Genomic DNA, 21049 nt, shown 5'->3' on the forward strand with positions numbered 1-21049 from the left:
AGCGTGGCAGGGTGAATGGCGGTTCAGTTATGCGTTAGCGGGTCGGTACGGTTGGTGGTCGGCACCGGAATACAGAAAGGTTACGGTTGTGCAGGTGCGTCGGTGGGTCTGAAACAAACGGGACAGGGTCTGGCGCCACAGTACTGTCGCCGGCAACGGGGACACGTCCAGCGAACCGGGATGGCCTGTGGCTGAGTGCGGCGTCGTTTTTCCATTCAGATATCCTCCCTGCTCAGACGCCACGGGAATCAGCAATACGCTGCTGCATCCAGGCTTCCACCTCGCTTCTGCGCCAGCGGGAGCTGCGCCCCAGCTTGATGGGTTTCGGAAACAACCCGTCGCCAATCAGTTTGTAAAACCATTTGTCGGTCATCCCGGTAAACGTGGTGATAAAGGTCATGTCGATAAGCGGGTCCTGAGCTGAAAGCAGTGTGTCAGGGCTGGCATTAATATTCGTATTCAACGTGGTCATGGTATTTTTCTCCCTCTGAGGATATGGCTATCGGGAGACGTCCGGTGGTGGTTGAATCATGGGGTTACCGGTTCTCCTCAGAGGATAGGGGAACGTTGTAAAAAATTACCCGGCCCGCACAATCAGGCCTGATGAATCGAGATATGTCTGGCTCAGCCACGGCTGCAACCGAAGTTACGCTCACCGTCACCGGTGATTTTGGTCTCCAGCTTGGCTAAATAGGCCGCCTGCGACAGGGCCTGTTGCAGTTGAGCACCATCGCCACGTGTCAACCATGAGACTGGACTCGCCGGGAAACGAGCCAGAACGGCATGCGCCTGTGCATCCACCTTCAGGGCGCTGCACCACGCTTGTTTAATCATACCTGCAAGCGAATCCGGGTCTTTGTAATCTCCCGGTCCGCACCACGTATCGCGGTTCAGCAACAGCACCGCGTGGTAATGCTTCTTCCCTTTGATTTCACCAAACTCCCGCGCCCAGATAAAACGCAGCGTGGTCGGCCAGACGCGTTTGCCCTCGCGACGTTGACGCGTCTGAAGGGCATCAATCCGGGCTTTCAGGGAATCGGTGAAGCGGGAGATAACAGCAGCATCGGTGGCCGCTGGCGTATCCGGCAGACGGAGGTCAACACGCAGGGCCAGTAAGCGGGTGTAAGCGTTAAGAGCGCAACTGAAGGTATCAGCGATGCGTTGCTGCCAGTAAGGGTCGTATGTGTAACTCATTAAAATGGACTCCGGTGGGTTATCGTTCATAACCATTACCGGTGCTGTTAAAAAAAACTTATTGCCTTCAGCGAGTCCGCCAGTCGATCCCTCAGAGACGGCTGGCTTCAGTAAAATATCGTGGCTGGCAGAATGATTGCGTAAAGGGTAATCGCCTCTCAGAAATCGGTTCTAATGCCGGGTGACCCGAAGGCTGCGAAAAAACAGTCTTCCCGTTAGACGATGGCGGGTACGCTTGACATAAGCGGCGTCAACGAGTTCATCGGGTGGCAAATCACGGGTGATATTACAAATCGTCGCCAGTGCTGTATCGGAGAGTTTAAAACTCCGTGACAAGGCGTAGTAATCCCCGGTTTTTTGGTTACTGATGTTATCGAATAACGCTCTGAAGAAATCCGTCTGTGAAGGTCTGCGGGCGTTGATAATTGCCTCTGTCGCTTCATCCCTGAATGTTACCTCCACCTCTTCCATCCCCAGTGAGCGAATGATCCCGGCAATGTCAGGCCAGTAGCGAAGATCGAAACTGTTAAGTCGCTGCAATTCTGGCTTACAGAAGCAGCTGAAGATTGCGATGCCCTTGTATTGACCTGGACCCAAAATAGGTTGTGGTTACCCTGAAAAGCAAATATTACCCCAGAGGGATGTATATACCCGGGGCAAGAGCCCCTGTACCAGTCCCTCATTGCTGTCATGATATTATTACCCCGTTCAATAAGCCCGATAAATAATCGTTATCGGGACTACTGCTAAAACGCCCTGTAACGCATCAGGAGCGCCATATTCATACTAACCACAGATTTCCACTATCGTGTTATTCAATGCGCTTATGCAGGCTCACAGGAAGCTATGGCGGTATAAGACACTACAGCGCTCAATTACTTATTAAATAGCTTGCGGTGATTACCAGGATAATCACCCTATTCCACGTCACCTCAATCGGGTTATTCTGTTTACGATACAATCATGACTATTATCACCAACACGGATAATGCCCCGTTTACAGTCGTTACCAATGGCCTTGTTTACACATATCAAAAAACTTTCAGGGATAACGGGTCACCGTAGTATCTGTAACTGACAGGTATTGTAAGCGTCAATATCAGGCAGACAGAGCAATACCGACAGGCTTACTACAGGTTAGTTCACTGACTGAGCATTTAACGCTCATCACTAATACGCAGACCAGTAATAAACCATTGATACTCACCTGCTGATTTTCAGGCATGACCATTCACCCAAAACGTTACTGTTAACCAGTAACCACCCTGTCGTTATGATTATTAGATTACTGATGTTAATCATCTTCACTTTTATCCTGACGAGGACTAGTCAATGGTAATATCGACTCAATTCAATTCTGTTTTCTTAATGATAGATTTTTAATGAGTGCTAAACATTCAGGTTGTGACTACATTGAATGGTGTATTTCTTACCTGATGGCAATGATTGCTCAATGGATACCATCCAATAGTACTATCCCCTTAGTGAATACCTTCAGATAATAATACCTCCCAGGCATAACCCACTTACTGATAACACATCATCGATTACTGTTACAAATGATAAGACCCCTTCTTTAATATATTAATACCAATCCAACACGCCAGGCATAACAATAGCTATGAAGATAACCACGCCAGACAGCACTTACCTACAACAAACGCCTGCATCAGTTACTCTGGAATTATCTTTTTTCAATAACATGAAAATAGACACCACGTCATATCAAATAACCTCAATCAAATTAACCCCGTATCATCACTGCCCGCAGAAGCCCTCAATCCTGATTATGAGCAACAAAATGGAAATACCTCATGGCAGCCCGACCTGATACCAGAAATGCCCCCTGAAGCGAACCAGGCACCATGATGGGGATGAAAACGAAAGCATGCAGGAGAACAAGATAACCTATTGAGACGATACTCATCCAGTAAACAGAGAAGCATCTGAGAGATAAACAAAGAAAATGACAACTTTAAAACCATGGTAAAACCTTGTCAAAACCAGTATAAATCAACAATAAAACCTCACGATGACTACCAGATGTGTTTTTAAGTGACGATAAAACCATCATCGTGATACTGTGTAGCTACAACAATCACCACCATAACCACTACTATGTAGTTTACGATTACAGGTATCCACAATGGTTGTACATTACGACAATGGCAGACAACATCTTATAAAAACCCGTGACCTGAGAGTCTGTGCTTTTTATGCCGGGTGGCTGGGTGTTAATAAAATAATTAACACCCGTGACATTCCTCACCAGGATGCAGAAAGTTGTCGACAGGCACTCAACAAACTGATTAATCAGTTCATACCGAATGCAGAACAGCGGGCAAGACTTTTTTCTGATATGGAAACAGCCCGTGATGAAAACATCCTTCCGCTGGAAAGTTTTGACTGGCTAGAACAGGATGAACGGGCAACATTCTGGTTATGGGCGTATATTTGCAAGGCCGGAGACTACGAACTTGGTATTGACAAACCAGCAAATGCAGAGTTCGGAAAGAACTGGTATCAGCGAATGAATCTGAGTGTATCTCCGACAAGCCACCAGGAAAGAATTAATATTATCATCTCTTTTTTCGACAACATTATTATTCCGACCCCACCGGTAAATCATCTCAAGCGCCAGGTCATGGACAGGCTGAAAGACCAGTGGAAAAATATTTACAGCAAACCAGCTCCGCTGAAATGGTTACCTAATGAAGAAGACGCGGTACTGTGGGCATGGAACAGCCTCAAATCGCTTCAGGAAGAAAGAAATGCGCCCACTATCGGGCTCTCATTAAATATTTCAACGCCAGGAATGAGTACCTGGTTTACCCCCCTGAGTCATTCTGAACGCAATTTAGCCCTGCGCACGGCGATCGACTTATGGGACGATGCACCGGATACAAAGCGTTTATTCCTTCTGAACCTGAATAAAGCCTGGAACCAGCAAAAATTACGTCAGTCCCGTACCGATAAAAAAGCACTCAATACGTACCTGAAGAACGAAACAAAAACTCGACTGGACTTTATGGCAGAACGTAGCGGAGTTCGCATCAGTGATATGCTGGAAATGCTGATTAATGACCATTACCGAAAAACCTGTGGTGGTGAGTGAGGGCTTTGCGCTAAAAACAAGGTGAGCGGAGGCAGTAATACAGACCAGAAATGACATTCAAAATAATTTCAGACCTATATTACCGGTGTGAGAACGGCAGCAGAAGTGCTGCCGTTTTGTTATTTCACTCACGGAGGTTAATGTGTCCAGTAAGAACAAACGGGGTCCCGATACCCTGTTACCGTCGTTATTCCTTCTCCCGGGTCAACTGTCCCACAAAATACCCGTGCGTATGCTTCTCGCGCTAAGTCACAGCTATGCTTTCTGTTCCGGTACCCAGGTCTCTCTGATACACGGTCCGCCAGCTCATGAAGGCGGCTATTTATTGCCAGTAATAAGGGAGAAAGAAATGCATTGTCCGAATTGCGGTTCGCAAAACATACGACTGCGCCATGTGGGTAAAAAGACGGGTGGGGTCATTGGCGCAACAGCCGGAGGCATTGCCGGGCTTGAAGGAGCCTCCACCGGTGCGCTGATAGGTTCAGTCATTCCGGTTGTCGGTACGATAGCCGGAGGCCTCATTGGTTTTCTGTCCGGCGCCTGTGCTGGTGCGGTGGCAGGCTCTCTGGCCGGAGAACAACTGGACGGTACCGTCTTTGATGAATACGGCTGCACGCAGTGCGAGCATATCTTCAGTGCACCGTAACGTTAATAAGGGTCAGCCCATCCTGCACAAAGCCTGAGCCGCTGACCGTACTCGCTACGGCACGACTGATGACAGGGCGTGTCAGCATGCTGTCGTCATTTCAGCTACCTGGCACTAACCCTTTGTTAATTCTCCTGTTTACTGAAAGATGAATTTTACTTTTTCTTTTCCGCCATTACGGGGGATGGACATAACGTGTCCCTCCCCGCCCGCATAATAACCGCATGAAATATCAACCTATTTATCGCACACGGAGCGTCCATGCAACGACCCGATGAAGAGGCCCGCTACGACCGGCTGGCCGTCAGATTGTCGGTCATTATCAGCCGGTTAATGGCCGGAGAAACGCTGACCCTTCAGACACTGTCCGGTGAGTTTGGTGTATCGATACGCACCCTGCGTCGTGACTTACATCAACGGCTGGTCCACCTCGACATTATCGGGGAGAACGGCACGTATCGGCTCAGTGAGAGCGCCACGCGTGATCACTCTCCGGGGGCCGTTTCCTTTGCCCGCAGTACCGGTATCGCACGCATTATCCCGTCGCAGAACCGGCAACTGATGCACCTGCTGATGAATGAAACGGGCACCTCACCCTGCTTTATCTGGCACGACTTACCGCCAGCATGGACACAGGCTGACAGTTTTCATCGTCTGGCCGAAGCCATTTGTCATCACCGGGTGGTCAGTCTGCTGGTCGGCGGTGTCCGTCACGATGAGCAGGAGCCTTACCGCCTGATTTACCGGCATCAGCACTGGTATCTGGTCGTCTGTTGCCGGGGGAGCCTTCGGGTGTTCCGGCTGGAAGACATTATCTCGGCCTCACTCTCAGAGCAAACCTTCCGTCGCCGGAGCGAAATCAGTTCGCTCATTACTGAAGAGGGATTTATCAGCGCACTGCCCCACTTTCGCTTTATCAGTGATGTCATTCACACCTTCAGGGAACAACACCCTGAACATCCATCCAGACCCAAAGGAGTCAAATCGTGAAACCTGTCGAAGGCCCTCTGCTGCTCTTCACCCTGATGTTGTCTGCCGTAACCCTGAGCGGCTGTGGCGACAAAAATGAACGCGAGTTTATCCGGGGATGCAAATCAGGCGGCGGTACTACCGCCGTCTGCGGATGTATCCGGGATGACCTCAAAACGAAATATACGCACGGGGAGCTGGAGAAAATGAACCAGCAATACGGTTATGTCCCCCCGCGCTTCATGGACAACATGCTGAGCGCTGCTCAGCAGTGCAGAAAATAAGGAAATCTGAACATGGCGCTTGTCATTAAATATTTCGCGATTGCCTTCGCCATCGCGCTTGTGGTCGTGCTGTTTAACGTGTTCGGGAGTACCGGCGAGATACGCAGTTTTGGTCAGGGAATGGAATATCTGTTCTGGATGACGCTTGGGCCCGGAGCCGGTATGACGGTCGGTGCTGCTCTTCGACAATGGCTGATGCCGGATGCGGTATACACCCGCGAAGGAATGACCGGATTACTCAAGGCCCGTCTGTTCTGGCTTGTGGGCCCACAGTATATCGGCTGGCTGGCCGGACTTATCGTCGTGGGTAAACAACTCATGTAACACGGCTGCCCCCCAACAACATTTTTGACTGAGAAGGAAAAATACCATGCGATTCATGCACGCCATCCTGTCAGCAGGATTACTGACCTTTGCCATCACGGCACAGGCGGTCCCCAATATGTGGAGCAGTGGCTTCGGTATGGGCGTCACCGAGTACATCATCACCAGCCCGGAAAACGTGATGATGAACCTGAACTGCACCGGCAACCCTGACGACCAGAATATCCTGCAGCATCACGTCATGCTCACCCTGCCTGACGGCAGCGGTGCCGATTCACAGGATGAGAAAACCGCCATCACCGTCGTCACGGATGACCAGACGTTCCCCCTGCCGTCCTCTCTGGGCTGGCGTAACGGCGACAACGCCTGGCTGTCGTTCATTGATGCCATCAGAAAAGCAACGTCGTTTGAGATTTACGTCAACGACAAACAGGTGGGGCACTTTACCCCTTCGGCTGGAAACGTTCACAAGGTTCTGGCTGATATGCCCGAATGCACGACACTGACCGCCGGGTAACCCGGCGCATCCCCGGTTTACAGCAAAATCAATCAAGGACAATACGATATGACCGACATTTCGACACTCAGCCAGCGACTGACGACGCCAACCCTGCATTTTGTTCTACTCACCGTCGCCACCTGCGGCATCTGGCCGTTACTGTGGCTGTACCGAAAACAGCAGATTATCAGCGACACCACCGGATATCCGGTTTGCGGCAATCTGTTTATCATCTGGCTCGCCGTCTGTTTTGGGCTCGGACGACAGTTCGGCGTGATGGCCTCACCGGACCTGGCGGGCTACTACACGGGCAGCGATACACTGTTGGCCTTAAGCGGCATTCTGTCGCTCACCTGCGGCGTGATGTACATCGTCTGGGCCTTTAAGGCCAGAGCAGCACTGCGACACTATGCGCTGAACACCTTCCGGTTTGACCTGAAGATGAATGCGTTTTATACCGTGGTGCTCAACGTCTTCTACATTACATACTGCATCAACGATATGCCGCAGGCACTGGCGAAGCACCGCATTATTCATGGTCAGGCCCCTGTGCCGCCGGAGTCTCCGTCACCGCAGTAACGCAGCTCTCCTCTTATTATCCGGCCGGGGCATTCCTGTGTGCCCCAGATTCATCCGGATCCCCCCTCTGAGATTTGACCCAATGACATTACTGAAAATCGTGCTCAACACCCTGCGTCAGGTGCTGACGTGGTGCGCCAGCAGCCGGGCGCAGCAGTTTGTGGAAGACCACTTCCGCGAAGAAGGCTATGACGAAGACAGTATTTACATCGCCAGACAGGCGGCAACCCTGCTCGCAGGTGCCTTAATCACAGCGCTCATGGAACAGATACTGCAGCTTATTGCCACACACTTAACCCACTGATGCCCTGCTCACTGAGCGGGGCATTTTGTTTTATGCCATTCATCAGGAACTGAATATGCAAGTCACTGACGATACGTCGTTACCGCCAGGGCAATTCACCCGCCGACAGGCTGAAGCCGTGGTCACGCTTTACCACAACGTCACTATAGAAGATGACCAGGGTACGCACTTTCGGCTGGTTATTCGCGACAGCGAGGGGACGTTAATCTGGCGGGCCTGGAATTTTGAAGCCAGTGCCGGGGAATGGCTTAACCGCTATCTGCTCAGCCACGGGATCCCCAAACACTGACACACCACAGCTTAACCCAATAGCGACCACACAAAAAAGCCATGCTCCCACAGGAGCATGGCTGTTTTGTTTATGCCGTTAAATCAACAATAAGGAATTTACCATGAGACTAGCCAGCCGCTTTGGACGGACAAACCAGATCCGTCGCGATCGTCCGTTAACCCGCGAAGAACTGATGCAGGTCGTTCCCAGCGTATTCAGTGCAGATCGCCACGGTTCCAGGAGCGAAAAATACGCTTACATACCCACCATTACTCTGCTCGAAAATCTTCAACGCGAAGGCTTTGAACCCTTCTTCGCCTGCCAGTCACGCGTACGCGACCCTGACCGCCGGGAGCACACCAAACATCTGCTGCGCCTGCGTCGTACCGGTCAGATAACCGGCCAGCAGGTTCCCGAAATCATTTTGCTTAACTCGCACGATGGTAGCAGCTCATACCAGATGCTGCCGGGGCTGTTCAGAGCCATCTGCACCAACGGGCTCGTCTGCGGACAGTCGTTCGGTGAAATTCGTGTACCGCATCGTGGCGATGTGGCCGGGAAAGTGATTGAGGGGGCTTATGAAGTGCTCGGTGTCTTTGATCGGGTGGAAGAAAAGCGCGAGGCCATGCAGTCACTTCGACTACCAGCACCCGCGCAACATGCCCTGGCGAACGCCGCACTGACATACCGCTTTGGTGAAGAATATCAGCCGGTGACCGCAGCGCAGATACTGACACCGCGACGGTATGAGGACCATCAGGACGACCTGTGGACCGTTTATAACCGCATTCAGGAATCGTTGCTGAAAGGCGGGCTGAGCGGACGCACCGCACAGGGTAAACGTACCCACACTCGTGCGGTTAACGGTATCGACGGGGATATCAAACTCAACCGCGCGCTCTGGGTGATGGCCGAAGAACTGCAGCAGGCACTGAGCTGATGCAGCACATTCCTGCAAATACCCGTCTGACGGCTGTCTGGCCCGTTTCCCTGCAAAACCAGTCCGGCTGCCGTTCCATCTCCGACGATGACCTCTGCGCCTGGTGCAGACATCTTTGCTACCGTCCCGGCGAGCTCAGCCTGTGCCGACTGTCTGTATCTGACAGCATCTGGCCCTCACGGTGCGATGAAGATGGCTATGCGCAGTCCTGCCCGTCACTCCTGCTGAACCAGCATCCCCAACCCGATAAATAAACAAGGAAAAACTAACATGACCGACATTATTAACCTTCACGATACCCTTCCGTTACCGCCACAACCTGCCGGTTCTGCGCCAGCGCTGACCGCCACCCTCGTACAGGACGAGCAGCGCATCGGCTTTTGGCCGCAGTACTTCGGCAGCATACCGCAGTGGATAATCCTTGAGCCGACGGTCTTCGCGTGGATGGACCGTTTCTGCGCCGACTACAACGGCGGTATCTGGAATTTTTATACGCTCAGCAACGGTGGTGCGTTTATGGCCCCGGAAGCGGAGAACAATGAACCGTGGTCGCTGTTCAACACTATGAACGGCAACGGCGGTGAACTCAGTGCCGACGCTGCGGGGATTGCCGTCTGTCTGATGACTTACAGCCACCATGCCATGCGCACCGAATGCGATGCCATGACGGAGCACTACTACCGCCTGCGGGATTACGCGCTCAGTCACCCGGAATGCAGCGCCATCATGCACATCATCGACTGAGCATCCCGCCATGTCGTATGAACTGTCTCACCTGAATACCCTGTGGGATGCGCTGGGGAAAATAACGGTCAGGGATGAGGACGGAGACGTTGTGACCGACGAACTCTTCCTGCATTTTCTGACGGGCACCTCTCTCTTCCCTATCTGGTCATGGTTTGAATCCCAGCACGACGAGTTCGTCGTTGCCGTGAAACTGTACAACACATCAATCCCGGACGGGTCAACATAAAGGAAAAGCCAATGAATATAACCCCTTGCCCCCCCGACAGCGGGGGAATATCTCCCGCCGCACAGCGCACTATCCGACGTGCGCTGACCCTGCTGGAACGCCAGTTACGCGAGCCCGGCGCCTCCTTTACCTCCACCACCGCCGTTCGTGACTGGCTGCGTCTGCAACTCGCCTCACTGGAGCGTGAAGTATTCACTGTACTCTTCCTCGATAACCAGCATCGTCTGATAGCCCACGAAACGCTCTTCACCGGCACCATCAATCATACGCAGGTCCATCCCCGCGAGGTGGTTAAGGCCGGTCTGAAGCATAACTGTGCCGCTGTCATTGTGGCGCATTGCCACCCGTCAGGCCTTGCCGAACCCAGCAATGCAGATCGTCAGGTCACTACGCGTATTCAGCAGGCGCTGGAGCTGGTTGATATCCGACTGCTTGATCACCTGGTGGTGGGCGGCATGGAGATCGTCTCGTTTGCTGAGAGAGGGTGGCTTTAAGGAGAGAATAACGATGAAAATCATCAGCAAACGCCAGGCGATGGCGATATACCGCCAGCATCCGCAGTCCCGGTTGTTTCGCTTCTGTGCCGGCAAATACACATGGTCCGGCAGCATCTGCCACTACGCAGGTCGGGAAGTGCAGGATATCAGCGGCGTGCTCGCCGTCTTCGCAGAACACCGTCAGGACCGCAACGGCCCGTACGTCGTATTACGCAGCGTTACGCTGAATTAATTCACGTTTAAGGAAGGCTAAAATTGTCGAATACAATACCGCCTGTAAACCACGATATCGCCGCCCCTTGGTGGGGGCTTAAACGCGATATCACCCCCTGTTTTGGCGCACGTCTGGTGCAGGAGAGCAACCGGCTGCATTACCTGAACGACCGCGCCAGCATCACCGGCACCTTCAGCGACGCGGATTTACGCCATCTCGACCAGGCATTCCCGCTACTGCTGAAGCAACTGGAGCTGATGCTGCTTTCCGGTGAGCTGAATCCCCGTCATCAGCACTGCGTCACGCTGTATGCAAAAGGGCTGATATGCGAGGCCGACAGCCTCGGCTCGCACGGGTACGTCTATCTCGCAATTTACCCGACACCTGCAACAACAGAATAAACCTCCCGGCAGTTTTCCTTCGTTTAACTCACCAGTAAAGGTTTCCATTATGCAAACACAACCTGTTCCTCCGAAACGGGAGGTTTCGCCACGCCCGTCACCCGTGGCGATCTGGCAGCGCCTCCTGAGTCACCTGCTGGACCGTCACTACGGTCTGACGCTCAACGACACGCCATTTGGCAAAGATGGTGTGATCCAAGAGCATATCGATGCCGGTATCTCACTGTGCGACGCGGTGAATTTCATCGTGGAGAAATACGACCTGGTACGCACTGATCGTCGCGGTTTTAACGCGGAAACTCAGTCGCCGCTTCTCACCAGTATCGATATTCTCCGCGCCCGCAAAGCCACCGGGCTGATGACCCGTCATAGCTACAGGGCCGTTACCGACATCACCACCGGCAAATACCGTGAGGTGCAACCATGAAGCTGTCCCTGACGGTGGAAGCCGATGCCATCAACGTACTGGCCCTCAACATGGGCCGGATCGTCGTAGACATTGACGGTATTGAACTGACCGACCTGATCAATGTGGTGAACCAGAACGGTTATTCGCTTCTCGTTGCTGACGAACCGGGGAAATTGATTGTTGAAGATCCAATTCCGCCCGTTGCCCGCCTGAACGGCATTCAGTGCAGCACTGCACATATCACGGCGGAAGACAATGCTCTGCTGTTTACCCTTTCACACCAGCATGAAGACTTTGGCGAGTCTGAATGGATTAGTTATACCGGCTCGGGTTATCTGCTCCACCTGGGCGCGTGGTCGTTTCCGGTCTTACGCCTCAAACGCCTCGGTCTGTCAAAAGCCTGCCGTCGGTTATTAGTGACGCTTATGCGTCGCTACGCCGCTGGCATTGTTCATCTGGATGCCTTTGGCGAAGTGCTACCAAGTTTTACAACCTTTGACTGGTAACCCCACCTCAATCACCACAAGGTTTTTACATGCCGGAATTAACCACCGAAGTGGCTCTCAACATTCTGATTGGCTGGCTGCAGGACAACATCAGTTGCAACACCGGCATTATTTTCGACAACGACGAAGACAAGACGGATTCAGCAGTGCTGTTGCCCTGGATTGAGCAGGCGCGAAACGATGTTCGTAATCTCCGCCATCTTCAGCTTCTGCAACAGACCAGAACCTGTTAGCCACCGAACCATACTCACCACACACCTATAAGCCCCAGCCCTTACCGGCTGGCGCTTTGCTTTATATAAAGGAAATTAAAATGTCAGATCTTACCCTCACCGAACCTGAAGTGTTAACCGGCCATACCGATGTGATTTGTTCTACCAGTATTGAGCGCATCATCACCGGACGTAATTTCGCGATTGCACAGATTGAAACGCTGATACAACAACTTGACGATATCTCGACGCTGACCCGCAGCATCGGCGGTGGTAAAGCGAATGAATAGGGAATGCGGCAATACAGCTACGACTGCTGGCTGATGGAGGATACTGATACGGCCATGAAAGCCATTACTCGCAATATCGATCGTGGTATATGGCGGGATCTGATGCAACGCTCGGGAATGCTGGCGCTCATGGACGCACAGGTCCGCGACGAGTGGTACAACAGCCTGGAGAAAGACGATATTCCGGCTATCAGTGAAGAGAATATTCTCAACACATTCGAACAACTGCATCTGAATAAAGGTGAGGTGTTTGAACGAGGTGTGATTAACGTGTTTAAAGGTCTGAGCTGGAATTTTAAGACAAACAGCCCCTGTAGGTTTGGCGGGAAAATCATCGTGACGGGGCTTGTCAAATATGACCGGTGGGGATTTGGTCTGAACTGGGGCTGGCAGCGTGACCGGTTAACGGACCTTGAGCGCATGCTGATGCTGCTGGATGGGAAGGCCATCCCCGACAATCGCGCCGACGTCACGCGCCGGTTAAGCGACCATATCCATGAGAACAGGCATAGCACCCGTTATGAGGATGAGATGTCTGTGATTAAGTATTTTCAGAAGGGAACTGTCCATATCACGTTCAGGCGATCGGAGCTGGTCGATAAGCTGAACGACATTATCGCGAAACACTATCCAGGGGCGTTGCCCACTAAACAGTAAGGAACCAAATTATGGTATCATTTTCAAACATGGATGGTGCTCACTGCGATTCCGTAGTAGATCACTATACCTTGCCATCAAATAGTATTCAGATGGATGTAAAAGTTCCTGTTCAACCATCAAATTTTGACCCTTTGCAGAAGGGGGCCTTAATGGGGGCCTCAACGTTTATGGAACAAGATAAAAACCATTCTAATCAATGCAATTACAAAACAAAATCCATTCCGAGTCCGGGCACCACTATTTAAAGAACCCGCCCTAGAGGCGGGTTTTTGCTTTTGGAGAAACGGACTCTCCATCAAGCTCCGTTCGATTATTCGTCTCCAGCGGCTCACCCCTGCGGGGCCAGCGCGACAAGCGCGTTGTTCACCGCCTGCGGCGTTAGTCCGGGTCCGGGCACCGCTGTTATTATAAATACATTAATAATGTTGCATTTTAACCGGCGGTTATCGCAATCTCAATTTTGGTCATGTACTCGATATATAGTGATACATCTAACCACTCTCTGAATTTTTCAATGCACACATAAATGATGTAATCCAACTACACATCCAGGCTGGAGAGTGATATCACAGGAATATTTAGGTTAAGCTAAAATATAAAACTAACAGATGGAGATTTTAATACTCTGAAATATCATTATCTGTAGTGTTCAACTGAAGTATAATCCTTATCTTAATAGATAACACGCGCATTTAAAAAACACCAAGACATTTCTGTAAAATAATTCAACAAAACAATTATCAAGAAATTATAATACATCAAATAATACTAATTAAAAATATATTGACGTAATCTATAACATAGGCGATAAACTATTAAACCATTATTTTCTTAAACCTATTATAGAAAAAGGATTGATAAGATGATCAGGAAAATTATCGCTAAGATAGTTAAAAGAAATAGTAACTATAATTACAACACTTCTTCCGACATCATCGAAGCTGACGCCCCCATCGCTGAACAAAAAGCAGAAAACTACAATAAAATCATCTGCCATCATTTCACTTCTGGCATTTCAACACTCAACCTGATCAGAACATCATTAATTTCAACTCATGAACAATTAAATACAGAAAAAGATAAAATAACAGAACTAAACGCACAAAATAATAAAGCAATGCATTCCCTTGAATCACTCGTTATTGAGATCAATGAGGCAGGCAAAGAATCAGCAGAAATTCAAAAACAAATGACTCATCTGAAGTTATCACTGACTGAAATTAATGATGCAATTAAAGACATACAAAAAATTGCCAATCATACAAATCTAATCGCAATAAATTCAGCGATTGAAGCTGCCCGTGTAGGTGAGGCGGGAAGAGGATTTAGCGTTATATCTAAAGAGGTTAGACAACTGGCTGAAAATGTTAAAACGTGCACTAACCATATATTCTTGCAAACGGAAACCCTCCAGAATAATGGTTCTACGGTTGATACCTCCATCGAAGCACAGCTAGCAATAATCACGAAAATCACTCAGCATATGAATGAAGTTGTTTTTTCTATTAAAAGTGTAATTGAAAAATCAGCCGCAATGAAGGCAATTATTGACTACATATCAAATTTACTATTTTTAAGTATCATTAAAATGGATCATGTTATCTGGAAAATAGATCTATATAAAAAACTTACCGAGAATAAATTAGATGATACGTTGACATCATATAGTCAGTGCAGATTGGGGAAATGGTATTACGGTGATACTGGAAGATGTTTCGCTCATTTAACGGGATTTAAAAATCTGGAGGACCCTCACCAGAGGTTACATAACTCCGGCGTTCTTGCAATCGAGTATTCGATTTCTGGCGACCATGAGCATATGTCCCTGGCGTTAAAAAGAATGGAACAGGCCAGTGATGAGGTAATGAATCAGCTCGAGATTCTTGGCAACGAGATTTTCAGAGAGGTTGTAATATTTACGCCCGGTGATAACCCTTGACAAACTTTATTATTAAAATAGATAGTTAAAAACTATTGGAGACAGTTGATGTATACTCTATTATCTAAAAATGAAAATGCTGTGATAGTTTTACATGAAATTTATGGATTGAATAATCATATCAAGCAAGTATGTAAAGAACTGCACAATACAGGACTTGATGTATATTGCCCCAATTTTTTGAACCGCGAAGAACCTTTCTCATACGATCAACATAGCCAGGCATACGATTATTTTATGAAGTTCTGCGGATTCGATACATCAATGATCTTTGATTTACTGATAAGAATACGTGATCATTATAAAAAAATAATAATCGTCGGATTCAGTGTTGGAGGGACATTAGCATGGCTTTGTTCGGAGAATACACAATGCGATGGTATCGTCAGTTTCTACGGAAGCCGTATACGTGATTATACTGATATAATGCCCAACAGCCCAACACTGGTTATCCAGGCGAAATATGAAGAAGCCTGTGATCCTTACTTTCTCCAGCATAAACTCCGTCAGTATCCACTAGTATCGTTTCATATACTCAACAGCCGTCACGGATTTTGCGATCCTTATAATAAGGCATACAATCCGCCTGAATCAGCGAAAGCGCTGACTCTTTCGCATGATTTTATAACGAAGATCATTAACTAAGTTAATATAAACGTCTGACTCATTTGATGGTCTTTGGCTGGCTTATTTCCAGTGCTACCGCCCTCGAATGGTATTTTGTTTCAGCAGCGTATAACGATTAAGAAGCTGGTTAAGCCGTATATCGAGCTGCTGATACAAAGCGGGTGACACACTCCCCTGTTTTTTTAATTCCTCATCGATTTGACGCAACAATTCTTCTGTCGGCGGCGTTTGGTCAAGCTGGCGGCGGATAGTGAAAATGGCTGATTTCAACTCCGACCCCGTCAGGTATTTACCCTTGCGTTCATCAAGCGCATTTAGCTGGGCGGTTAACGCTTCCAGTCCCTGCTGGGCATGATGCCAGTTTTGCAGAGCACTTTCCGGCAACGCTTCCGTAGTTAACTGTTTCTGTAATCTGCTCGTGAGTACTGTCGTCTGCGATTCTTCCGGCCACAGAGTGACTAACTGCTGCGCTAATGATGCAGCATATTCCCGCGACCACAAAGGTGACAAGCGATGTAAAACGTCCAATTGCCCTTGCGTTGCAGCAATTATATCTTGCTTCTTCCCCTTCAAATCTGAAGACTGCTTCAACGTGGACAATTGTTCAGGTGTCAGCACCTGCGGCAATGGCTTAACCAGTTCATATCCGTCAGCTCGCATAGGGTTGATACCAAGAAAAGCGCCTGTACTCACCACTGCTGTAACCATGACACCGATAGCAAACCCCAGCCACATGCGTCGGGTTCCATGATCGATTTTGGTCGCTAAAACCGCTGTGCTCGATTGCCCGGACGACGCTGGCTCATTAACCACAAAGACCAACTGTGGCAAAGACGTCGCAACGTTATTTGTTGCACCTGGAGCCGGTATCATCACTACGGCCGATCCCGAATCGGGATCGGACTTCTCCAGACGCAAAGCTGCATTGTGCATCCAGGTCACGATAGCCTCCAGTTTACTAAGCGCTTTTAATTCAAGCCGTTGCAGCACTGCGCAGGCATGTTTTAAACTTTGTTCAACCCGATACACCTTTGATAAATCAGCATATGACAGCGTTAGCGTACGCAATTCTTGCTGTAAGCGAACAGACAGCCATGCCAGGATCTCAACGCGGGCATGGGTTTGCTGTGGCCATATTGCATTCCAGTGGTGCGTCAGTAAGGCCTCCAGAAGTTCCGTGCCTTCGGCAAGTCCCTCCAGTCCCGCATTACGTATTCTGGCTACGGTGTACCAGGCCAGTGTTTGCAGTTCGACGCCATTATGACGAAACAATGACAGGCCTAACTGTTCAACTTTTTGCCAGTCAACGTCCGGGCGCGCAGGGTGAGTCAGCTTGCTAATTTCATCACGTAACTGCCCGAACTCCATGAAAGCACGCGGGTCCCCCCCGGTGCTGATGCGATTCTTTTCCATGTCAGTACACTCCAGTCTCAAGCCAACCCTGCCTCTTGAGGTGCCGAATCAGAACCCGCCCCTCGGGCATAAACTCGGTGCCGTAACGCACAAGGCCAATTCCCTTCAGCTCAGTATCAATGGCATAGCGCAGTTCACCAGGAACGTGCTGCTCCAGCAGGACAACCGTTATTTTTTTCAGGCGAGGCTCATATTTGAGCAGAACGGCAGACAATGTCCCCATGAGCTCATGGGCCGTTCCCGGCATGCCCTGAAGGATTTTCGTCATATCGGGCAGGCCGTAGTCTGGCAGATGCGCCAGAGTGCCGGCACGGCAGTTGAGGATGCGTTGCATGTTATCCAGTACCGAGAGGATGACCTGATTTTCTTCACTGACCTGGTTGAGATTGAGACCACCGGTAAAATTTCCGGTCAGCATTTCATACAGCGAAGGCGTGTTATGTCCCTGGGTCATCATTCGTCCTTGAGCGGTTGCAGCGTCAGATGGTTGTTACCGGCTTCCAGAATGCGCGGCTTATCCGGGTCAAGTTCTTCGCGGCCTATCACCAGCTTCCAGGTGTTGTTGACCATATCCGGGTGACGGAACAGACCCACCACCGCCACAAACTGTGTATCGGCCTCCATCGGCATATTCAGGGTCGCATCACCGCCCGGCTTAACCACCACATCACGGCTTGCCAGCAGGTCAGCTTTCAGAATGGTCTCCCCGTCTATCAGCAACTGCTGGTAGACCGTTTTGTCGAAGGTTTTGCGGTCTTTCAGTTGGTAGATACGGATCACTACCGGTTCAGACAGCGAGTTACTCTCGCGCGAATCGGTGTTCAGCGCCTCACGCGCGGTGAAATCGAGGTGCAGTACCTTAATTTTTTTGTAGAACACGGTGTTAAAGGCCGATTTGGTGCCATCGGTGATACCCTGCGTCACCCCGCAGCCCGTCAGACTGAATGCCAGTAGGGGTAACAGCCAGCGCGCTGTATTAGTTAAACTTGTACGTAACACGTCGGTTTCCTTGTTGTGGTGTCGCGGGCTGAAGTCCGGTGTAATAGCCCAGTTCGGTCGTAAAGGTCTGGGGGATATCGTTCGGGAGGTCTTCGTCTTCCGCGCCCAGCACGCCATTCATCCCAAGCCAGAAGGGGCCTTCGCCAAGGGGCGGCGCGGCCAGCAGACGAGTGGCGGTGGTCAGGGTGATTTTTGCCTTGAAGCGCCAGCCGAGATAGACACGCAGCATCACCAGAAAGTCCTGATACAGCAGGCCATCCGGCTTCCAGACCTGTACTTCCTGTTCATTTTCCGTGGTGAGAGCAACGAGCAGCTGGCTGTTGGAATCCATCGCTTCGTCACCGAGCGGCGTGTTGCCATCCAGAAGAAAATCGTCATCACCGTAAAAGCCCAGTGGCTGGCTGACCTCCACCGGGCGCAGACAGTAGGGGCTGACCTTCACAGTGGTATCCGGGGCCAGCAGCGTCACCAGCGCCTGCATTCCCTCCTGGGTTTTACCGGGCTGTTGCAGTACGCCCAGCAGCGCAAGAAATCGGGATACCGGCGTGGCAATATGGTTTGCCGTACCAGGAATGCCCAACCCCACCAGGCCCAGCAACGACTGCGAGATGCTGTCAGTCCCGCCTGGCTCGAATGTGGCCGGGTAGGAATATTTTCGCCAGATACGATAAAACTGAGTCAGGATGCGGTGGCTGAAGATATCCAGAAAGCCCTGTAATGCCTCATGCCCTTCGCGGCGCTGGGTGATGTCGTCGAGATAGGCGGTTGGCAGCGGCGAATCAACGCCGTACATCCCCATAAACGTCGCGCGGATGAGCGGTGGTTTACTGTCATTCTCTTCGTCATACTCAACGGCTTTGAGTTCGCTCGCCGGAAAGCCCATCCCGGGGTGTGGTGCAAATCGCACCGGGTCATCTGCAGGGTGGCTGGTTGAGCCCATCAGCGACCTGCCCGGATTACGCTTCTCCAGCAACTGGCATAAACGGTAAAAGTTGATGCGGTGAAGGTCGGCTTCGAGCCGCGGGGTCAGCCGGGAATACGGCGATTGTGCTTCTCTTCCCATTCCAGGCGCTCTCCGGTTGGTTGCAGGATGATAATCAGGCGGTTAAACAAATAGATATCGGTATACAGCGCGAAGAAGCGGCTGAGCATCTCACCAAACAGGCAGATGTCACCGCGTCCGGCAAAGCCGTGGCTGTCCAGCGTCACCTCAATCTGCACACCGCGTACCAGGTAGCCCTGCTCAAAGCGCTCGGTTTCGCTGTGCTTCACGTCAATGATGGCTTCCAGGCGGCGGCGGTTCATCTCGCTGTCGGTCCACTCGTACAGCGCCAGGGTACCGCGCAGCACATCGGCATTATCCATCATCGACAGGAATCCGCTGCCGAGGTGACTCAGCACGCGCCAGTGGAAACGGTCCTGCGCCGGCGGATAACAGGGCAGCGTCGGCGCGCACAGGTTACGTACGGCGATACTGGTCGAGGTGGTTTTCATCACCGTATCAAGCACCGTGCTCTGCAGTGCTCGTCGTGGCAGCTGGCCGTTGGTGCCGGTGAGCGTCAGCGACAGGCTTTCGTCTTCCGGTACGGTGTGGTTATCAAAGGCTTCACCACCAAGGATAAGCCAGGTGTTATGCAGGCCCGACGGGCCACGGCGCACGCGGGTGTGGTAGTAATATTCCGGCGCTTCATGACGCATCATTCCACCTTTGTGGCGGAAACTCGAAAACGGCACGTAGGTGTGCTGGCTCGATGACATTACCGAATCCACCGCGTATATCTCGGTATGGCCATCCTGCACGCGCATTGGGCGCAGCATGTATTCGGTCTGCAGGGAGTTGAGCGTCAGCGGGTCGGATTCCAGCGGGAACAGGTTAATCACCGGCACACAGTTCAGGCGCAAATGCTTTTCGGTAAAGCTGAAATCATGCTCCCAGCGCTCCGCCAGTACCACGTCGATTTCAAACCATGGGAGCTCAGCCGGAAAGGCCACGGTCTCCAGCCCATGCAGCCCCATGAACATGAATTTCTCACGGAAGGTGAAGTACTCCAGCAACAGCTGATAGCCGCTAAAGCTGCTGCTTCCCTTCGGCCACAGGTCATCGTCATCACCAAAGCCCAGCGCAGTGAAATATCCGTCGAGCGGTCTTCTGTCCATGTCTCCCGGCATCCGCAACCATAGGCGGGCCGTGTTCATGGTAAAAGCTTCATGCATGGCGCAGGCCAGCGGAGCGTCTGCATTGAAGTAGAACGGGAGCTGACTGAGATCGACACGACTCCAGTCGGCAAGATGGCTGCAATTAAAGCGCAGCGTGATGACCGAACGCCCGTCAGGGTCGGTGGACAGTCGGGCGTGCTCCAGCGACAACGGTTGAAGGGTAATCTCTTTGGTAGTGGTGTACCGGCAGCGCGTACCCTTCTCACCGATCGGTCGCGAGTTTACCTCGAAACCTTTGACGATACGCATCTGCTCTTTCATCTCACGCCAGTCAGGGGTGAACTCCACCACCGACATTGACGGAATGGTACGCAGGTAATGCGGCCACAGCAGGCTGACTAGCCCTTCGGTTAGTTCCGGTAGATCGTCATCAAGTTTCTCGCGCAAGCGGCCCATCAGGAAGGCAAAGCCTTCAAACAGGCGTTCCACATACGGGTCGCGCGCGCCCGCTTTATCGAGATTGAGCATTGCCGCCTGCTCCGGGTGAGCACGGGCAAACTCTTCGCCCGCTTCCAGCAGGTAGCGCATTTCAGCGTCGTAATAACGCAGGGTTAAATCGTCCATAAA

The 21049-nt window shown here is 51.0% G+C and carries 31 protein-coding genes and 1 pseudogene; 24 read left to right on the forward strand and 8 right to left on the reverse strand.

Annotated elements, in window-relative coordinates; all coding sequences use genetic code 11:
• Nucleotides 1-15 precede the first annotated feature (15 nt).
• Nucleotides 16-195 carry a hypothetical protein gene (locus WC7_RS26820; RefSeq protein ID WP_131334065.1) on the forward strand — a complete coding sequence of 60 codons (180 nt, stop codon included), beginning with the start codon at nucleotides 16-18 and terminating at the stop codon, nucleotides 193-195.
• 37 nt (nucleotides 196-232) lie between these two features.
• Here the strand turns inward: WC7_RS26820 and WC7_RS06220 are convergent, their stop codons facing one another.
• From WC7_RS06220 to WC7_RS0124725, 3 genes are all read right to left on the reverse strand, one after another.
• Nucleotides 233-472, reverse strand: a complete 240-nt coding sequence (locus WC7_RS06220; RefSeq protein WP_009652493.1) for a helix-turn-helix transcriptional regulator — start codon at nucleotides 470-472, stop codon at nucleotides 233-235.
• Between the two features lie 152 nt (nucleotides 473-624).
• Complete coding sequence (locus WC7_RS06215) at nucleotides 625-1194, reverse strand: inovirus Gp2 family protein (protein ID WP_016154452.1); 570 nt, start codon at nucleotides 1192-1194, stop codon at nucleotides 625-627.
• Between the two features lie 171 nt (nucleotides 1195-1365).
• Nucleotides 1366-1734, reverse strand: coding sequence for a hypothetical protein (locus WC7_RS0124725; RefSeq protein WP_009652475.1), 369 nt, complete (start codon nucleotides 1732-1734; stop codon nucleotides 1366-1368).
• A gap of 1606 nt (nucleotides 1735-3340) precedes the next feature.
• On the opposite strand from WC7_RS0124725, the gene WC7_RS06210 reads away from it, so the two are divergent.
• The 23 genes and pseudogenes from WC7_RS06210 (at nucleotide 3341) to WC7_RS06105 (ending at nucleotide 15871) form a co-directional block, all read left to right on the forward strand.
• A complete protein-coding gene (locus WC7_RS06210) occupies nucleotides 3341-4309 on the forward strand; it encodes a hypothetical protein (RefSeq protein ID WP_016154453.1) in 969 nt (322 codons plus the stop codon).
• Nucleotides 4310-4658: 349 nt separating this feature from the next.
• The gene (locus WC7_RS0124730; RefSeq protein WP_009652512.1) at nucleotides 4659-4955 is read left to right on the forward strand and encodes a membrane protein; all 297 of its coding nucleotides are present in this window, start codon (nucleotides 4659-4661) and stop codon (nucleotides 4953-4955) included.
• A 261-nt stretch (nucleotides 4956-5216) separates the two neighbouring features.
• Nucleotides 5217-5945 (forward strand): helix-turn-helix transcriptional regulator, encoded by a 729-nt coding sequence (locus tag WC7_RS06205; RefSeq protein WP_009652433.1) that lies wholly within the window; start codon nucleotides 5217-5219, stop codon nucleotides 5943-5945.
• Nucleotides 5942-6208: a hypothetical protein gene (locus tag WC7_RS06200; RefSeq protein ID WP_009652486.1), complete on the forward strand. Its 267-nt coding sequence runs from the start codon at nucleotides 5942-5944 to the stop codon at nucleotides 6206-6208. The genes WC7_RS06205 and WC7_RS06200 overlap by 4 nt, the downstream gene beginning before the upstream one ends.
• A 12-nt stretch (nucleotides 6209-6220) precedes the next feature.
• The gene (locus tag WC7_RS06195) at nucleotides 6221-6532 is read left to right on the forward strand and encodes a hypothetical protein (RefSeq protein WP_009652410.1); all 312 of its coding nucleotides are present in this window, start codon (nucleotides 6221-6223) and stop codon (nucleotides 6530-6532) included.
• Nucleotides 6533-6578: 46 nt separating this feature from the next.
• Nucleotides 6579-7049: a hypothetical protein gene (locus WC7_RS06190; RefSeq protein ID WP_009652431.1), complete on the forward strand. Its 471-nt coding sequence runs from the start codon at nucleotides 6579-6581 to the stop codon at nucleotides 7047-7049.
• A gap of 48 nt (nucleotides 7050-7097) precedes the next feature.
• Nucleotides 7098-7610 carry a DUF4234 domain-containing protein gene (locus WC7_RS06185; protein WP_009652395.1) on the forward strand — a complete coding sequence of 171 codons (513 nt, stop codon included), beginning with the start codon at nucleotides 7098-7100 and terminating at the stop codon, nucleotides 7608-7610.
• An 82-nt stretch (nucleotides 7611-7692) separates the two neighbouring features.
• Nucleotides 7693-7914 carry a hypothetical protein gene (locus tag WC7_RS06180; protein ID WP_009652443.1) on the forward strand — a complete coding sequence of 74 codons (222 nt, stop codon included), beginning with the start codon at nucleotides 7693-7695 and terminating at the stop codon, nucleotides 7912-7914.
• Between the two features lie 55 nt (nucleotides 7915-7969).
• Nucleotides 7970-8203: a DUF905 domain-containing protein gene (locus WC7_RS06175; RefSeq protein WP_009652474.1), complete on the forward strand. Its 234-nt coding sequence runs from the start codon at nucleotides 7970-7972 to the stop codon at nucleotides 8201-8203.
• A 103-nt stretch (nucleotides 8204-8306) separates the two neighbouring features.
• Nucleotides 8307-9125, forward strand: a complete 819-nt coding sequence (locus WC7_RS06170) for a DUF932 domain-containing protein (protein WP_009652424.1) — start codon at nucleotides 8307-8309, stop codon at nucleotides 9123-9125.
• Nucleotides 9125-9379 (forward strand): hypothetical protein, encoded by a 255-nt coding sequence (locus WC7_RS06165; RefSeq protein WP_009652519.1) that lies wholly within the window; start codon nucleotides 9125-9127, stop codon nucleotides 9377-9379. The genes WC7_RS06170 and WC7_RS06165 overlap by 1 nt, the downstream gene beginning before the upstream one ends.
• Before the next feature lie 16 nt (nucleotides 9380-9395).
• Nucleotides 9396-9869 (forward strand): antirestriction protein, encoded by a 474-nt coding sequence (locus WC7_RS06160; protein WP_009652453.1) that lies wholly within the window; start codon nucleotides 9396-9398, stop codon nucleotides 9867-9869.
• 10 nt (nucleotides 9870-9879) lie between these two features.
• The gene (locus WC7_RS06155) at nucleotides 9880-10098 is read left to right on the forward strand and encodes a hypothetical protein (protein ID WP_009652503.1); all 219 of its coding nucleotides are present in this window, start codon (nucleotides 9880-9882) and stop codon (nucleotides 10096-10098) included.
• An 11-nt stretch (nucleotides 10099-10109) separates the two neighbouring features.
• On the forward strand, nucleotides 10110-10592 hold the full coding sequence (radC, locus tag WC7_RS06150; RefSeq protein ID WP_016154455.1) for a RadC family protein: 483 nt from the start codon (nucleotides 10110-10112) through the stop codon (nucleotides 10590-10592).
• A 13-nt stretch (nucleotides 10593-10605) separates the two neighbouring features.
• Nucleotides 10606-10827 (forward strand): DUF987 domain-containing protein, encoded by a 222-nt coding sequence (locus tag WC7_RS06145; RefSeq protein WP_009652392.1) that lies wholly within the window; start codon nucleotides 10606-10608, stop codon nucleotides 10825-10827.
• 23 nt (nucleotides 10828-10850) lie between these two features.
• Complete coding sequence (locus WC7_RS06140; RefSeq protein WP_016154456.1) at nucleotides 10851-11210, forward strand: type IV toxin-antitoxin system YeeU family antitoxin; 360 nt, start codon at nucleotides 10851-10853, stop codon at nucleotides 11208-11210.
• 49 nt (nucleotides 11211-11259) lie between these two features.
• On the forward strand, nucleotides 11260-11637 hold the full coding sequence (locus WC7_RS06135; RefSeq protein WP_016154457.1) for a TA system toxin CbtA family protein: 378 nt from the start codon (nucleotides 11260-11262) through the stop codon (nucleotides 11635-11637).
• The gene (locus tag WC7_RS06130; RefSeq protein ID WP_009652438.1) at nucleotides 11634-12125 is read left to right on the forward strand and encodes a DUF5983 family protein; all 492 of its coding nucleotides are present in this window, start codon (nucleotides 11634-11636) and stop codon (nucleotides 12123-12125) included. The genes WC7_RS06135 and WC7_RS06130 overlap by 4 nt, the downstream gene beginning before the upstream one ends.
• Nucleotides 12126-12154: 29 nt before the next feature.
• Nucleotides 12155-12358, forward strand: coding sequence for a DUF957 domain-containing protein (locus WC7_RS06125; protein WP_009652505.1), 204 nt, complete (start codon nucleotides 12155-12157; stop codon nucleotides 12356-12358).
• Between the two features lie 80 nt (nucleotides 12359-12438).
• A pseudogene (locus WC7_RS06115) lies at nucleotides 12439-13284 on the forward strand (DUF4942 domain-containing protein).
• A gap of 11 nt (nucleotides 13285-13295) precedes the next feature.
• Nucleotides 13296-13532: a hypothetical protein gene (locus tag WC7_RS26825; protein ID WP_016154458.1), complete on the forward strand. Its 237-nt coding sequence runs from the start codon at nucleotides 13296-13298 to the stop codon at nucleotides 13530-13532.
• Nucleotides 13533-14149: 617 nt separating this feature from the next.
• On the forward strand, nucleotides 14150-15226 hold the full coding sequence (locus WC7_RS06110) for a methyl-accepting chemotaxis protein (RefSeq protein WP_016154459.1): 1077 nt from the start codon (nucleotides 14150-14152) through the stop codon (nucleotides 15224-15226).
• Nucleotides 15227-15274: 48 nt separating this feature from the next.
• Nucleotides 15275-15871, forward strand: coding sequence for a dienelactone hydrolase family protein (locus WC7_RS06105; RefSeq protein ID WP_016154460.1), 597 nt, complete (start codon nucleotides 15275-15277; stop codon nucleotides 15869-15871).
• Nucleotides 15872-15925: 54 nt separating this feature from the next.
• Here the strand turns inward: WC7_RS06105 and WC7_RS06100 are convergent, their stop codons facing one another.
• Genes WC7_RS06100 through tssF form a run of 5 tightly spaced genes read right to left on the reverse strand, consistent with a single transcriptional unit; the run spans nucleotide 15926 to nucleotide 21046 of the window.
• The gene (locus tag WC7_RS06100; protein WP_016154461.1) at nucleotides 15926-17266 is read right to left on the reverse strand and encodes a VasL domain-containing protein; all 1341 of its coding nucleotides are present in this window, start codon (nucleotides 17264-17266) and stop codon (nucleotides 15926-15928) included.
• A 1-nt stretch (nucleotide 17267) separates the two neighbouring features.
• Complete coding sequence (gene tssE / locus WC7_RS06095) at nucleotides 17268-17720, reverse strand: type VI secretion system baseplate subunit TssE (protein WP_016154462.1); 453 nt, start codon at nucleotides 17718-17720, stop codon at nucleotides 17268-17270.
• Nucleotides 17720-18265, reverse strand: coding sequence for a type VI secretion system lipoprotein TssJ (gene tssJ / locus WC7_RS06090; protein WP_016154463.1), 546 nt, complete (start codon nucleotides 18263-18265; stop codon nucleotides 17720-17722). Before tssJ ends, tssE begins: the two co-directional genes overlap by 1 nt.
• Nucleotides 18243-19328, reverse strand: a complete 1086-nt coding sequence (tssG, locus tag WC7_RS06085) for a type VI secretion system baseplate subunit TssG (protein ID WP_016154464.1) — start codon at nucleotides 19326-19328, stop codon at nucleotides 18243-18245. The genes tssJ and tssG overlap by 23 nt, the downstream gene beginning before the upstream one ends.
• Nucleotides 19292-21046 (reverse strand): type VI secretion system baseplate subunit TssF, encoded by a 1755-nt coding sequence (gene tssF, locus WC7_RS06080; RefSeq protein ID WP_016154465.1) that lies wholly within the window; start codon nucleotides 21044-21046, stop codon nucleotides 19292-19294. The genes tssG and tssF overlap by 37 nt, the downstream gene beginning before the upstream one ends.
• Nucleotides 21047-21049 lie beyond the last annotated feature (3 nt).

This window comes from Citrobacter sp. KTE151 (assembly GCF_000398845.1).
GTDB classification, from domain to species: Bacteria; Pseudomonadota; Gammaproteobacteria; order Enterobacterales; family Enterobacteriaceae; genus Citrobacter; species Citrobacter braakii.